This is a genomic window from Actinomadura rugatobispora (assembly GCF_042656285.1).
Lineage (GTDB): Bacteria > Actinomycetota > Actinomycetes > Streptosporangiales > Streptosporangiaceae > Spirillospora > Spirillospora rugatobispora.
This window is the reverse complement of sequence record NZ_JBHSON010000165.1, coordinates 1-14,176: the sequence shown is the minus strand read 5'-3', so window position 1 is coordinate 14,176 and position 14,176 is coordinate 1. Positions and strand designations below refer to the sequence as shown.

At 74.4% G+C, this 14,176-nt stretch carries 10 protein-coding genes; all 10 read right to left on the bottom strand.

Going from position 1 to position 14,176, the window contains the following annotated elements:
* Positions 1–1,280, bottom strand: a 1,280-nt coding sequence (gene ftsZ, locus ACFPZN_RS54035; RefSeq protein ID WP_378292847.1) for a cell division protein FtsZ, incomplete at its 3' end; no start/stop codon positions are given.
* Between the two features lie 507 nt (positions 1,281–1,787).
* Positions 1,788–2,528: a cell division protein FtsQ/DivIB gene (locus ACFPZN_RS54030; protein ID WP_378292845.1), complete on the bottom strand. Its 741-nt coding sequence runs from the start codon at positions 2,526–2,528 to the stop codon at positions 1,788–1,790.
* A gap of 96 nt (positions 2,529–2,624) precedes the next feature.
* Positions 2,625–4,055, bottom strand: a complete 1,431-nt coding sequence (gene murC, locus ACFPZN_RS54025) for a UDP-N-acetylmuramate--L-alanine ligase (protein ID WP_378292843.1) — start codon at positions 4,053–4,055, stop codon at positions 2,625–2,627.
* Between the two features lie 127 nt (positions 4,056–4,182).
* Complete coding sequence (gene murG / locus ACFPZN_RS54020) at positions 4,183–5,271, bottom strand: undecaprenyldiphospho-muramoylpentapeptide beta-N-acetylglucosaminyltransferase (protein ID WP_378292841.1); 1,089 nt, start codon at positions 5,269–5,271, stop codon at positions 4,183–4,185.
* 115 nt (positions 5,272–5,386) lie between these two features.
* Positions 5,387–6,646, bottom strand: a complete 1,260-nt coding sequence (gene ftsW / locus ACFPZN_RS54015) for a putative lipid II flippase FtsW (protein ID WP_378292839.1) — start codon at positions 6,644–6,646, stop codon at positions 5,387–5,389.
* A 4-nt stretch (positions 6,647–6,650) separates the two neighbouring features.
* Positions 6,651–8,156, bottom strand: coding sequence for a UDP-N-acetylmuramoyl-L-alanine--D-glutamate ligase (gene murD / locus ACFPZN_RS54010; protein ID WP_378292837.1), 1,506 nt, complete (start codon positions 8,154–8,156; stop codon positions 6,651–6,653).
* A complete protein-coding gene (mraY, locus tag ACFPZN_RS54005; protein WP_378292835.1) occupies positions 8,138–9,199 on the bottom strand; it encodes a phospho-N-acetylmuramoyl-pentapeptide-transferase in 1,062 nt (353 codons plus the stop codon). The genes murD and mraY overlap by 19 nt, the downstream gene beginning before the upstream one ends.
* On the bottom strand, positions 9,196–10,722 hold the full coding sequence (locus ACFPZN_RS54000; protein WP_378292833.1) for a UDP-N-acetylmuramoyl-tripeptide--D-alanyl-D-alanine ligase: 1,527 nt from the start codon (positions 10,720–10,722) through the stop codon (positions 9,196–9,198). The genes mraY and ACFPZN_RS54000 overlap by 4 nt, the downstream gene beginning before the upstream one ends.
* Positions 10,719–12,266 carry a UDP-N-acetylmuramoyl-L-alanyl-D-glutamate--2,6-diaminopimelate ligase gene (locus tag ACFPZN_RS53995; protein WP_378292832.1) on the bottom strand — a complete coding sequence of 516 codons (1,548 nt, stop codon included), beginning with the start codon at positions 12,264–12,266 and terminating at the stop codon, positions 10,719–10,721. The genes ACFPZN_RS54000 and ACFPZN_RS53995 overlap by 4 nt, the downstream gene beginning before the upstream one ends.
* A 93-nt stretch (positions 12,267–12,359) precedes the next feature.
* Entirely contained in the window at positions 12,360–14,078 is a 1,719-nt protein-coding gene (locus ACFPZN_RS53990; protein ID WP_464044037.1) for a peptidoglycan D,D-transpeptidase FtsI family protein, read from the bottom strand.
* Between the last annotated feature and the right edge of the window lie 98 nt (positions 14,079–14,176).

The window sequence follows — 14,176 nt, the reverse complement described above, 5'->3', positions numbered from 1 at the left end:
ACCGCGGACGCCGCGAAGCGATCGCCCGCGCACTGTGGCGGGTGGTGGAGCAGCGCGGCGGGACGCGGCCGTGCGCCGTCCGCCGGGCGGCGCGGCGGCTCGGGAACGGGCTGGGACTGCTGCTGGGCGGGCGCCGCGGCGGCCTGCGCGACCGACTGGTGCGGCTGCGAGCCCGCGGACGGCTGGGCCGGGGTGTGCGCGGAGCCGAAGGCGTCCGAACGGCCGACCCGGCTGGGGATCGGGTTGGACGGCGCCGCGGGCGGCGGCGGGGTGGGGCGCGGCGGCGGTGGATGCCGTCTGTCCCGCTCCGGCTCCGGGGCCGGCCTAGTAGGGCGTGCCTCGTCGAAGCCCGCCGCGATCACCGTCACCCGGACCTCGTCGCCGAGCGCGTCGTCGATGACCGCGCCGAAGATGATGTTCGCGTCGGGGGCGGCCGCGTTGGAGACCAGCTGGGCGGCCTCGTTGATCTCGAACAGCCCCAGGTCGGAACCGCCGGAGATGGACAGCAGCACGCCGTGGGCGCCGTCGATGCTGGCCTCCAGCAGCGGGCTGGAGATCGCCATCTCGGCGGCCGCGACCGAGCGGTCGTCGCCGCGCGCCGAGCCGATGCCCATCAGCGCCGAGCCCGCCCCGGACATGACCGACTTGACGTCGGCGAAGTCCAGGTTGATGAGGCCGGGGGTGGTGATCAGGTCGGTGATGCCCTGGACACCGGACAGCAGCACCTGGTCGGCCGCCTTGAAGGCGTCCAGCACGCTGACCTGCCGGTCGGAGATCGACAGCAGCCGGTCGTTGGGGATGACGATGAGGGTGTCGACCTCGTCGCGCAGCGTCTCGATGCCGGCCTCGGCCTGCATGGCGCGGCGCTTGCCCTCGAAGCTGAACGGGCGGGTGACCACGCCGATGGTCAGCGCGCCGAGCGAGCGGGCCACGTTGGCCACCACCGGCGCGCCGCCGGTGCCCGTGCCACCGCCCTCGCCCGCGGTGACGAACACCATGTCGGCGCCCTTGAGGACCTCCTCGATCTCCTCCCGGTGGTCCTCGGCGGCCTTGCGGCCGACGTCGGGGTTGGCCCCGGCGCCCAGGCCCCGGGTGAGCTCGCGGCCCACGTCGAGCTTCACGTCGGCGTCACTCATCAGCAGCGCCTGAGCGTCGGTGTTGATCGCGATGAATTCGACGCCCTTGAGACCCTCTTCGATCATCCGGTTGACGGCGTTGACGCCGCCGCCGCCGATGCCGACGACCTTGATGACCGCGAGGTAGTTCTGCGGTGCTGCCACGACGAGGGGCCTTTCCGCTCGCTCTATCCGGCCGGCCGGCCCGGTCCGCGGCCCGGTCGGCCGCGGCGTGTCCGCCGCGGCGCCGGTGCCGTGCCCGGTACCCGGTGCCGGCCGTCTGGTGTGTTGTCTGGATGTCTGTGTCTGTTCGGGACGGGCCGGGGTGATCGGCGCCACCCCAAACCCTCACCCTCAACTTGAGGCTTACAGTTATGTCAACCTGAGGACTGATACGGACAGTAGGGCGGGCTTACCGCCAGGGTCAACTAACCTCGCGCCAACGGAACCGGCGTGTCGCACACAGCACCAGATGCCCGGGTTGGTGACGACCACCGCCGATTCACCTCCCGACCGGTCCGTCCGCCGCTACCGCCGTTCCAGCGTGCCCCATCGCGCGTCCGGAAGCGCCGCGACACACGCACCGGAACGGAGTCCCTGCGACCTACCCCGCATCGGCTGCCCCACACGTCCCGGAAAGATCGGATTGATCACCTTGGCCGGCCCGGCCGGTCAGCGCGTGGTGACGACCTCCGGGGAACTGACGTCGATCGTCCGCGCGTACCTCCCCGCGGCGGACTTCTGCAGCGCGTCCACGAGCCGGACCTTCTCCGCGGAGCGCTCGGCGGGGCCCCACACCACCGTCCGGCCGCCCGACATCCGCAGCGTCACCGACTCCGGCGACGGCGCCTCCACGCCCCACACCCGCGCGCTCAGCCGCTCCGGCAGGTCCTCCAGCACCCGCAGCGCCGCCAGCGTCGCGGCGTCGGTCGGGCCGGGCGAGGCCGACGACAGCGCCGGCATCCCCTGCGGGCGGGACGGGCCGTCGGCCACCGCCACCCCGTGCCGGTCGAGCTGGTAGTACCGCCCGGCGCGCTCCACCGCCGCGACCGGCACCCGCTCGCGCACCACGATCCGGACCGTCGCGGGCCAGTGCCGCTCCACCGTGGCCGACTCCACCTCGCGGAGACGCTCCAGGCGCGCCTTGACGCCGCCGGTGCCCAGCCGCGCCATCGGCAGCCCCAGCCGGATCCCGGCGGTCGCCACGATCCGGTCGCGCGGCGCCAGCGCGGTGCCGGTCACCTCCACGTTCCGCACGACCAGCAGGCGCGAGCCCAGCAGCACCCAGGCGACCGTGCCCAGCAGGCCCAGCACCAGCAGCGTGACGCACGCCGCCTTCCACCGGCCGGCACGCCGGTCGCGGGCCGCGGGCTCGGGAGTGCTGCTGCGTTGACGCGTCCCCGCCTCGGTCATGACCACAGCTTGACAGTGATCGGCGCCCAAACCCGGGACCCCACGCCGGGCCGCCCGGGATCACGCCCGCGCGAGCGGGCCGCGCCCGGACGCGGCTCAGGCGCCGGCGCGGGCGGCCAGCAGGCCGAGGATCTCCGGGCCGAGCCGGGTCACGTCGCCCGCGCCCAGCGTGATGACCACGTCGCCGGGAACGGCCAGGCGGGTCGCGGTCGCGGCCGCCTCGTCCCATTCCGGCACGTACTCCCAGGCGGTGCCGTCCGGGACGCGCTCGGCCACCAGCAGCCCGGTCACCCCGGGCTCGGGGTCCTCCCGGGCACCGTAGACGTCCAGGACCACCGCGACGTCGGCCAGCCCGAGCGCCGCGCCGAACTCGGCCGCGAAGAACCGGGTGCGGCTGTAGAGATGCGGCTGGAACACCGCCACGATCCGCCCGGCGGGCCCTCCCGCCGCGGCCTTCTGCTCCACGTAGTCGCGGGTGGCCGACAGGTCGGCGGTGAGCTCGGTGGGATGGTGGGCGTAGCTGTCGAACACCTCGACGCCCGCCGCCTCGCCCTTGGGCTCCAGCCGGCGCATGGCCCCGCGGAACTCCGCCAGGCCCTCGACCACCGCCCGCTCGTCCATGCCGAGGGCGCGCGCCACCGCGACCACCGCCGCCGCGTTCAGCGCGTTGTGCCGCCCCGGGACGCCCAGCCGCACCTCGCCCACGCCGCCGAGGTCGAACCGGGAGCCCAGCCCGCGCGGCGTGAACCCGTCCACCCGCAGGTCGGCGCCCGGCGCCTCCCCGTAGGTCAGCACGGCCAGCCCGCGCCCGCGGGCCAGGTCCGCCAGCTCCATCGCCACCGGGTCGTCGGCGCCCGCCACCAGCGTCCCGCCCGGCTCGACCCGGTCGACGAAACGGGCGAAGTTCTCCTTCACCTTCTCGAAGCCGCCGTAGTTGTCCAGATGGTCGGCCTCGACGTTGGTGACGACCGCGATCGCCGGCGAGTACATCAGGAACGAGCCGTCGCTCTCGTCGGCCTCGGCGACGAACACCTCGCCCGTGCCCTCGTCCGCGCCGAGCCCGGTGGTGACCAGCTGCCCGCCGATGCAGTACGACGGGTCGGCCCCCGCGTGCTGCAGCGCGACGGTCAGCATCGAGGTGGTCGTGGTCTTGCCGTGCGTGCCCGCCACCGCGACCGCGCGCCGCCCCGCCATCAGCGCCGCCAGCGCCTCCGACCGGTGCAGCACGCGCAGCCCGCGCTCGCGCGCCGCCACCAGCTCCGGGTTGGTGTCGCGGATCGCGGTGGACACCACGACGGTGTCGGCGTCCCCCAGGTACGCGGCGTCGTGGCCGACGAAGACCTTGGCGCCCAGATCGCCCAGCTGGGCCAGCAGCTCGGAGTCCCGGGCGTCGCTGCCGGAGACGGCGATGCCGCGCTTGAGCATGATCCGCGCGATGCCGGACATGCCGGCGCCGCCGATCGCGATGAAATGGACCCTGCCCAGCTCCCCCGCCGGCACGACCTCACCTGGACTGATCAGACTCATCGGCCGGCTCGCGTCCCCTCGCTCTTGCCGTCCCCCGCTCGCCTCCGCGGCGCCATGTGGCGCCGCCTTCCCTCCTCGCTCGTCCCTCGCTCGTCAGTCCAGGCGACGCCGCGCCCCTCCGGCTCGCTCACTGGCGTCCCCCGCGGACGACCTCGTACACCATCTGCGCCAGCAGCGCGTCGGCGTCCCGGCGGCCCATCCGCCCGGCCGCCTCCGACATGGCCGCGACCCGCGCCGGGTCGGCCAGCACCGGCAGCAGGTTGCCCGCGATCCACTCCGGCGTCAGCTCGGCGTCGTCGACCAGCAGCCCGCCGCCGCCCGCCACGATCGGCTCGGCGTTGAGCCGCTGCTCGCCGTTGCCGATCGGCAGCGGCACGTACGCCGCGGGCAGCGCCACCGCCGCCAGCTCGGCGCACGTCATCGCGCCCGCCCGGCACATCGCCATGTCGGCGGCGGCGTAGGCCAGGTCCATCCGGTCGCAGTACGGGATCGTCACGTACTGCGGGCCGCCGGGAATCTGCTCGGGCTCCTCGGTGTTCTTGGGGCCGACGATGTGCAGCACCTGGATGCCGGCCTGCCGGAACGCGGGCGCGGTGGCGACCGCGGCGCGGTTCAGCGAGCGCGCCCCCTGCGACCCGCCGAAGATCAGCAGCGTGGGCAGGTCGGGCAGCAGCCCGAAGTAGGAGCGGGCCTTGTCGCCCATCGCCAGCCGGTCCAGCGTGGCGATCTCGCGGCGCAGCGGGATCCCGACGAACCGCGCGTTCGGCAGCGGCGAGTCGCCGTGCGAGACCGCGACGTGGTCGGTGAAGCGGGCGCCGAGCTTGTTGGCCAGCCCGGGCTTGGGGTTGGCCTCGTGCACGATGATCGGCACCTTGCGCTTGCGCGCCGCCAGGTACCCGGGAGTGGCCACGTAGCCGCCGAACCCGACCAGGACGTCGGCCTGCGCCTGGTCCAGGACGGACGCCGCCGCGTTGATCGCCCCGCGCAGCCGGCCGGGGACGGTCAGCAGCTGCGGGGTCAGGGTGCGGGGCAGCGGCACGGGCGGGATCAGGGCGAGCTCGTAGCCCCGCTGCGGGACCAGCCGGGTCTCCAGGCCCCGCTCGGTGCCGAGGCAGGTGATCCCCACGTTGGGATCGTTGCGTCGCAGCGCGTCGGCCAAAGCCAGGGCGGGCTCGATGTGTCCGGCGGTGCCGCCGCCGGCCAGGACAACCCTCATGCTCGTTGACAACTCCTCAGCATGTTCGTATGGCGGTGCCGCAGGCCCCGCCTCCCGCGCCGCGTTCCCGCGGACGAACGGTCGCCGGGCCGATCGGCACCCCCGGTGTGGGGACTCAGCGCCGTGCCAGGCCCAGCCAGCTTAGGGCCCGCGGGACCGGTCCGGGACCCCGCGCGGCCAGCGCCTGGCGCGCCCCGGGCTCGCGTTTGGCGAAGGCCAGCAGCATGCCGAGCGCGATCAGGGTGGGGATCAGCGCCGACCCCCCGTAGGAGACCAGCGGCAGCGGGATCCCCGTGATGGGGAGCACGCCGATCACCGCCCCGATGTTCACGATCGCCTGCACCACCAGCCAGGCCGTGGCGCCGGCCGCCGCCAGCCGGGTGAACGGGTCCTTGACGCGCCTGGCGATCCGCAGGCCCGCGTAGGCCAGCAGCCCGAACAGGCTGAGCACCACGAGCGTACCCACCAGTCCGAACTCCTCTCCGACGATCGCGAAGATGAAGTCGGTCTCCGCGTGCGGGAGGAAGTCCCACTTGGCCCGTCCCTCGCCCAGGCCGGTGCCGAACCAGCCGCCGGAGGCGACCGCGTACAGGCCCTGTGTTCCCTGGTAGCGGGCGCCGAGCGGGTCGCCGGACTGGTCCAGGAACCCGGTGAGCCGCTGCATCCGGTACGGCTCGACGACGATGAGGATCGCCACCAGCAGGCACACCAGCCCGGCCATGCCGACGAACAGCCGGCCGGGGGCGCCCACGACCCACAGCAGCGCCAGGAAGATGGTCAGCAGAATCAGCGTCGTGCCCAGGTCGTCGCCGAGCATCACCAGCAGCACCAGCAGCCCGGCCCCGGGCAGCAGCGGCACCAGCAGCGGTTTCCACTCGGTGAGCTGGCCCAGGCGCTCCTTGCGGGCGAGCAGGTCGGCGCCCCACAGCACCAGCCCCAGCTTCGCGGGCTCGGACGGCTGGATCTGGACCGCGCCCAGGTCGATCCAGCGGGTGGCGCCGCCGGCCGTGCGGCCCAGGCCGGGGACCAGCACCAGCATCAGCGCCACCACCGACAGCAGCAGCAGCGGGTAGGCCAGCGCCCGGAACGTCCGGACCGGGAGGCGCGAGGCCAGCCACATGCCCGGCAGCCCGATCGCCACCCAGATCGCCTGCTTCTGGAACAGCGTGTACGCCGAGCCGGTCTCCTGGATCTGCTTGACCAGGGACGCCGACAGGACCATCGTCAGCCCCAGCGTCAGCAGCATCACCGAGCAGCCCAGCACCAGGTAGTACGAGGTCAGCGGGCGGTCGAGGAGGCCGACCGCGGCGGCGACCCGCTCGCGGGGGCCGGACCGTCCGGCGGGCTCGGCCTCGGACGGCAGCGCGGTGCCCACGCCGTCAGCCGGGCTGCTCGCCGGGGAGGGCGGCGCCGGGCAGGCGCCGTACCGAGGCGATGAACGCGTCGCCGCGCGCCGGGTAGTTGGCGAACATGTCGAAGGAGGCCCCGACCGGGGCCAGCAGCACGGTGTCGCCCGGACGGGCCAGGGCGGCGGCTTCGTTCACGACGCGGTCCATCGCCCCAGTGTCGGTGTCGGCGACGTCGACGACCGGAATATCGGGCGCGTGTCGCGCGAGTGCCTCGGCGATCCGGGCCCGGTCGCGTCCCATCAGCACGACGCCGCGCAGCCGCGGGGCGCAGGAGCGGACCAGGTCGTCGACCTCCAGGCCCTTCAGCAGCCCCCCGGCGATCCACACGATGGACTCGTAGGCCGCCAGCGAAGCCGCCGCCGCGTGCGGCTGGGTCGCCTTGGAGTCGTTGATGTAGGTGACCCCGCCGGCGTCGGCGACGTGCTGGATGCGGTGCGGGTCGGGCACGAAGGCGCGCAGGCCCTCCCGTACGGCCTCCGGCGGCACGCCGTAGGCGCGGGCGAGGGCGGCCGCCGCCAGCGCGTTGGCGACGTTGTGGGGCGCGAACGGCCGCACGTCGCCCAGCGCGGCCAGCTCCGCCGCCTCCCGCTCGGGGTCGGCGGTGAACGCCCGGTCGACCAGCAGCTCGTCCACGACGCCCAGGAGGCCGGGGCCGGGGACCTCCAGGGTGAACCCGGCCCGCCGCCGCCCGGCGCCGGCGGCCAGGCCGCTGGAGCCGGGGTCGTCGGCGTTGTAGACGGCCGTGCCGCACCGCTGGAAGATCTTGGCCTTGGCGGCGGCGTACTCCTCCATGGAGCCGTGCCAGTCGAGGTGGTCGGGCGCCAGGTTCAGGACGGCCGAGGCGATCGGGGCCAGGGAACTCGACCAGTGCAACTGGTAGCTGGACAGCTCCACCGCCAACACGCGGCGTTTTCTCCGACCCCCTGAAGGGGGCCCGCCCCCAACCTCGTGTTTCTCCAGGACGGCCTCGACGATCGGCGTGCCGACGTTGCCGACCGCCAGCGCGTCGTGCCCGGCGGCCTGCAGCATGCACGCCAGCATCCGCACGACCGTGGTCTTGCCGTCGGTGCCGGTGATCGCCAGCCACGGCGCCGCGCCCTCGGGACGCAGCCGCCAGGCCAGCTCCACCTCGCCGTACACCTCGATCCCGGCGGCCGCGGCGGCGCGCGGCAGCGGCGCGTCCGGCCGCCAGCCCGGGGAGATCACCACCAGCTCGGTGCCGCCGGGCAGGGTGTCGCCGTCGCCGAGCCGGACGGTGATCGACCCGCCGCCGTCCGGGAGCCCGCGCGCGTGCTCCTCCAGCGCGGCGGCGTGCGCGCGCTGCTCGTCGCCGTCGCGGCCCTCCACGACGGTGACGCGGGCGCCCCGCTCGGCCAGGACCCGGGCCGCCGCCCGTCCCGACACCCCCGCGCCGGCCACGCACACCGCGCGGCCGGCCCACTCCCCCCCGGTCGAACTCAACTCTTCGGCATCCATTCCAGGTAGAAGAGGCCGAGGCCGATCGCGGTGAACAGCGCCGACATCAGCCAGAAGCGGACGACGATGGTGGTCTCGGCCCAGCCCGACAGCTCGAAGTGGTGCTGCAGCGGGGCCATCTTGAAGACCCGTTTCTTGGTCAGCTTGAACCCGCCGACCTGGATCATCACCGACAGGGTGATCATCACGATCAGGCCGCACAGGATGGCCAGCAGGAACTGGGTGCGGGTGAGGATGGCCAGCCCGACCAGCACGCCGCCCAGCGCCAGCGAGCCGGTGTCGCCCATGAAGATCTTCGCGGGCGGGGCGTTCCACCACAGGAACCCGAACACGCCGCCCAGCACCGCCGCCGCGACCACCGCCAGGTCGAGCGGGTCGCGGACGCTGTAGCAGTTGGGCGCCAGCGCGAAGTCGTAGCAGCTGTTGCGCAGCTGCCAGTTGCCGATGATCACGTAGGCGGCCAGCACCATGCCGGCCGGGCCCGCCGCCAGGCCGTCCAGCCCGTCGGTCAGGTTCACGCCGTTGGACATCGCCGCGATCAGCAGCAGCGCCCACACCACGAACAGGTACGGGCCGATCGAGGGGCCGAAGTCGCGGAGGAAGGACAGGTGCGGGGAGGCGGGGGTGATGTCGTAGCCGTTGGGGAAGTTCAGCGACGCGACCGCGAAGACCACGCCGACCAGGATGATGCCGATCATCTTGGCGCCGCTGCGCAGGCCCAGGCTGCGCTGCTTGAACACCTTGATGTAGTCGTCGACGAACCCGACCAGGCCGAGCCCGGTCATCAGGAACAGCACCAGCATTCCCGACACCGTCGGCATCGTGCCGTCGAACAGGTGCGCGCCGACGTAGCCGACCAGCGACCCCACGATGAAGACCGTGCCGCCCATGGTGGGGGTGCCGCGCTTGCCGTGGTGGCCGGAGGGGCCCTCCTCCCGGATCATCTGGCCGTAGCCCAGCCGGTTGACGATCCGGATCCACACCGGGGTGCCGACCATGCCGAAGATCATGGCGATCCCGGCCGCGATGATGATGTTGGTCACGCGCGCTCACCCGTTCCGCCCGGGCGCGCCAGGAGCGCCTCGGCGACCCGTTCCATCCCGGCGACGCGAGAGCCCTTCACCAGTACGACGTCCCGCGGCCGCAGCCGCCCGCTGAGCGCGGTCACCGCCGCGCCGACGTCATCCACCTGTACGCACTCTCCCGTCCATGACGCCACCTGGTCGGCCCCTTCGGCCATCGGCGCGGCGTTCGCGCCGACGACCACGAGGCCGGCGATGCCGCTGCGCGCGACATGCTGCCCGATCTTGGCATGTTCCGCCACAGAGCCGGTGCCCAGTTCGGCCATCTCGCCCAGGACGGCGAACGCGCGCCCGCCCCGGGCCATGTGGGCCAGCACGTCGACCGCGGCGCGGGTCGACTCGGGATTGGCGTTGTAGGCGTCGTTGATCACCGTGACGCCGTCGGGGCGCTCGGTGACCTCCATCCGCCACCGGCTGGCCGGGCGGGCCCGCGACAGCGCGTCGGCGACGGTGGCGGCGTCCAGGCCCGCGGCGCGTCCCACGGCGGCGGCGGCGAGCGCGTTGGCGACCGCGTGCGCGCCGTGCAGCCCCAGTTCCACCGGGGCCGTGCCCTCGGGCGTGACCAGGGTGAACCGGGGGCGGCCCGCCTCGTCGAGCTCCTCGTCGGCCGCCCGGACGGTCGCGCCCGGGGACCGGCCGAAGGTCACCACCTCGGCCTCGGTGCGCGCCGCCATGGCCGCGACGAGCGGGTCGTCGGCGTTGAGGATCGCGGTGCCGCCGGCCGGCACGGCCTCGGCCAGCTCGCCCTTGGCCTTGGCGATGCCCTCGCGGCCGCCGAACTCGCCGATGTGCGCGGTGCCGACGTTCAGGACCACGCCGATGTCGGGACGGGCGATCCCGGCGAGGTAGGCGATGTGACCGACCCCACGCGCGCCCATCTCCAGCACCAGGTGCCGGGTGCCCTCGTCGGCGCGCAGCACGGTCAGCGGCAGCCCGATCTCGTTGTTGAACGACCCGGGCGGCGCGATCGTGGGCCCGGCCCGCTCGACGACCTGGGCGATGAGGTCCTTGGTGGAGGTCTTGCCGGACGACCCGGTGATGCCGATGACGGTGGCCTGGGGCAGCCTGGCCAGCACGCCGCGGGCCAGCCGGCCGAGGGCCTGCTGGACGTCGTCGACGATCACGGCCGGGCCGCCCACCGGGCGTTCGGCCAGCACGGCCGCGGCTCCGGCCTCGTAGGCGGCGGCGGCGAAGTCGTGCCCGTCGGCGCGCTCGCCGCGGAAGGCGGCGAACAGCGCCCCGGGCCCGGCCTGCCGGGAGTCGATGACCACCGGGCCGCTCACCAGGGGGTCGCCCGGCCCGGGGTTCCCCGGCCCGGGGTTCCCCGGGGCGGGGTCGCCCGGCGCGGGATCGCCCGGCGGGTCGCCCGGCGCGGGGTCGTGCGCGGCCGGGCCGTCCGGTGCGCCGGGGCCGCCGGGCGGGGACGCGCCCGCCAGGGCGCCGCCCGTCAGCTCCGCGATCGTCGACAGCGGAAGTGGGATCACGCCTGCGTCCCGTCCCCTCTCACGTCCTGTCCCGCACGGGCGGCGCGGCGCAGCAGCGCCGCCCGGACGACCTCGCGGTCGTCGAAGGGGCGCATCTCGCCCGCCGCGTACTGGCCCTGCTCGTGCCCCTTGCCGGCGACGACGACCACGTCGCCGCGCCGGGCCCTGCCGATCGCCAGCTCGATCGCCGCGGCGCGGTCGGGCTCCAGCACGATGTGCGCCCGGTGCGGCTGCGGCACCTTCAGCCCGCCCTCGACCATAGCGGCCAAGATCGCCAGCGGATCCTCGGACCTCGGGTTGTCGTTGGTGAAGTAGGCCAGGTCGGCCAGCCGGGCCGCGGCCTCGCCCATCAGCGGCCGCTTGCCCCGGTCGCGGTCGCCGCCGCAGCCCAGCACCACCGCCAGCCGGCCCTCGGTGACCGGCCGCAGCGCCGTCAGCACCGCCTCGACCGCGCCCGGCTTGTGGGAGTAGTCGACCAGCGTGACGAAGTCCTGGCCCTCGTCGACGCGCTCCAGCCGGCCCGGCACGCCCGGCAGCGCGGCCACGCCGTGCACCGCGGTCTGCAGCGGGATCCCGGCCTCCACCAGCGCCACGATCGCCGCCAGCGCGTTGGCGACGTTGAACGGCCCGGCGAGCTGGACGGCCGCGTCGGCCTCCACGCCGCCCGGCCCCACCACCCGGAACACGCTGCCGTCGGAGCCGGTGCGCACGTCCTCGGCCCGCCAGTCGGCCGACGGGTCGCCGCCCGCCGAGTAGGTGGTCAGCGGCACGGTCGCGATCGCGGTCAGCTCCCGGCCGTAGTGGTCGTCGACGTTGACCACGCCGACGCGGGAGTACTCCGGCGTGAACAGCCGGGCCTTGGCGGCGAAGTAGTCCTGCATCGTCGGGTGGTAGTCGAGGTGGTCCTGGGAGAGGTTGGTGAAGACGGCGACCTCGTACACGGCGCCGCCGACCCGGCCCTGCTCCAGGGCGTGGCTGGAGACCTCCATCGCCGCCGCGCCCACCCCGCGCTCGCGCATCATCGCGAAGATCGCGTGCAGGTCGGTGGACTCGGGGGTGGTCAGCGCGCTGGGCAGCCGGGCGTCCTGGATGCGCATCTCCACGGTGCCGACCACCGCGGTCTCCACCCCGGCGGCGCGCAGGCCCGCCTCCAGCAGGTAGACGGTGGTGGTCTTGCCGCTGGTGCCGGTCACCCCGATCAGGGTCAGGTCGCCGGCGGGCTCGCCGTACACCCAGGCGGCGGCCCGGCCGAGGAGGGCCCGCGGGTCGTCGACGACGAGGACCGGGAGCCCGGTCGCCCCGGCCCGCTCGCGCCCGGCGGGGTCGGTCAGGACCGCCGCCGCGCCCGCCTCGGCGGCCTGCGCGGCGAACTGGGCGCCGTGGGCGCGGGCGCCGGGCAGCGCCGCGTACAGGTCGCCCGGCAGCACGGCCCGCGAGTCGTGGGTGATGCCGGTGACCGCGACCCCGGCGAGATCCCCGCCGCCGGCGCCGAGCAGCGCCGCGAGCCCGGAGAGCGGACGGGCCGGGTTGGTGTTCGGGCGCATGGCGTTTCTTCCGGTACGGGTCGAAGGGGCCGGCGGGGCCGCCGGCCGGGACACAGGTGCTGGGCTCACGGCGAGAGAGAGTACTCGCTGCGCTCAGTCGCGGGCGTAGATCTTGGTGATCGGCGGTTTGCTCCCCGTCGGCGGGATCTTGCGGGTCTGCAGCGCGAAGCTCATCACGTCCTTGAAGACGGGAGCCGCCACATCGCCACCATAGTGGCTTCCCTTCCGCGGACCCTGCAGCACCACCTGGACGACCAGCTGGGGGTCGTCGGCGGGCGCGAACCCGGCGAAGGAGGCCGTGTAGCCGCTGCCGTCGTAGCAGCCGCAGCGCGGGTTGACGATCTCGGCGGTTCCGGTCTTCCCGGCCACCCGGTAGCCGGGGATCTTGGCCTTGGGCGCGGTGCCGTCGCGGGAGGTGACCCCCTCCAGCATGTCGCGGATCTCGCGGGCGGTGCCGGGGCTGACCACCCGCCGGCTCGCGGGGCGCGCCGCGGGGGTCAGCGCCCCGTCCTCGCCCGTCGTGCCCTCGATCAGGGTCGGCGGCACCCGCGTCCCGCCGTTGGCGATGGTGGCGTACACGCTGGCCATCTGCAGCGCGTTCACCGAGACCGTCTGCCCGAACGCGATCGGGTAGCGGTCGGTGCCCGACCAGCGCTCGGGCGGCAGCAGCTGCCCGGCGGTCTCGCCGGGCAGGCCGACGCCGGTCTTCTCGCCGAACCCGAAGGCGCGCAGGAACTGGTAGAGGGTCTGCTGCGTGATCCGCTCGCTGGCCAGGATGGTGCCCACGTTGCTGGAGGTGGCCAGCACCCCGCCGAAGGTGAGCCGCTGGGTGGGGTGCCGGTGCGAGTCGCGGAACGTCCGGTCGTAGCGCTTGAGCCGGTCGGGCACGGTGAACACCGTCTCCGGCGTCACCCCGCCCTTCTCCATGACCGCCGCCGCGGTGAGGACCTTGCCGGTCGAGCCGGGCTCGTAGGCCTCCTGGACGATCGGGCTGCCCCACCTGCTGGGGTGGGAGTCGTTGTAGTCGTTGGGGTCGTAGCCGGGCGCGGAGGCCATGGCCAGCAGCCTGCCGTCGCGCGGGTCCATGACGACGACGCTGCCGCTGCGCGCGCCGGTCGCCTTGACCTGCTGCTCGATGGCCCGCTGCGCCTGGTACTGGATGTCGCGCATCAGCGTGAGGCGGACCCCGCGGCCGGGAACCGGTGGCCGCTTCTGGTCCTCTCCCATCGGGATGTGCTGGCCCTCGGGGCTGATCTCGACGCGCTGCCAGCCGCTGCGGCCGGCCAGCTGCGAGTTCATCGCGTACTCCAGGCCGGTGGCGCCCTTCCCTTCGGCGTTCACGAACCCTATGACGCCCGCGGCCAGGGAGTCGTTCGGATACTGCCGCCGGTACTCCGGCAGCGTGCCGATGCCCAGGAACTTGTACCCGGTCACCAGCCGGGCCTGGTCGGGGCGGACGCCGTGCGCGAGGTACTCGAACCGGCTGCCGGGCCTGCTGATGGTCTTCATCACGGACGCCGGGTCGAGCCCCAGGGTCGGGGCCAGCGCGTTGACGATCGCCTGCCGCTTCTCCGGCTTGATGATGTACGGGTCGGCGAAGATCGCGCGGGCCTCGACGGTCATGGCCAGCGGGTTGCCCTGCGCGTCGGTGATGTCGCCGCGGCCGGCGGGCAGGTCGATCTCCTGCAGCCGCTGCTTGATCGCCAGCTCGCTGTAGGAGCCGGACTCGATGGTCTGGAGCTGCACCAGCCGCCCGGCGAACAGCGACAGCACGAACGCCACCACCAGCAGGCCGACGTTGAGCCGCTTGATCGGGTCGCGCCGGTGGAACGGGACGCGGGGGCGCGGCGGCCTGCGACCGGGCGGCCCGCCGCCCGGGCCCCTCCGGCGCTTGGGCCGTTTCGGGCGCT

Bases quoted from the DNA above. Each gene is read 5' to 3' on its own strand.
- ACFPZN_RS54030 (WP_378292845.1), bottom strand. From the start codon at position 2,528: ATGACCGAGGCGGGGACGCGTCAACGCAGCAGCACTCCCGAGCCCGCG.
- murC (WP_378292843.1), bottom strand. From the start codon at position 4,055: ATGAGTCTGATCAGTCCAGGTGAGGTCGTGCCGGCGGGGGAGCTGGGC.
- murG (WP_378292841.1), bottom strand. From the start codon at position 5,271: ATGAGGGTTGTCCTGGCCGGCGGCGGCACCGCCGGACACATCGAGCCC.
- murD (WP_378292837.1), bottom strand. From the start codon at position 8,156: ATGGATGCCGAAGAGTTGAGTTCGACCGGGGGGGAGTGGGCCGGCCGC.
- ACFPZN_RS53995 (WP_378292832.1), bottom strand. From the start codon at position 12,266: ATGCGCCCGAACACCAACCCGGCCCGTCCGCTCTCCGGGCTCGCGGCG.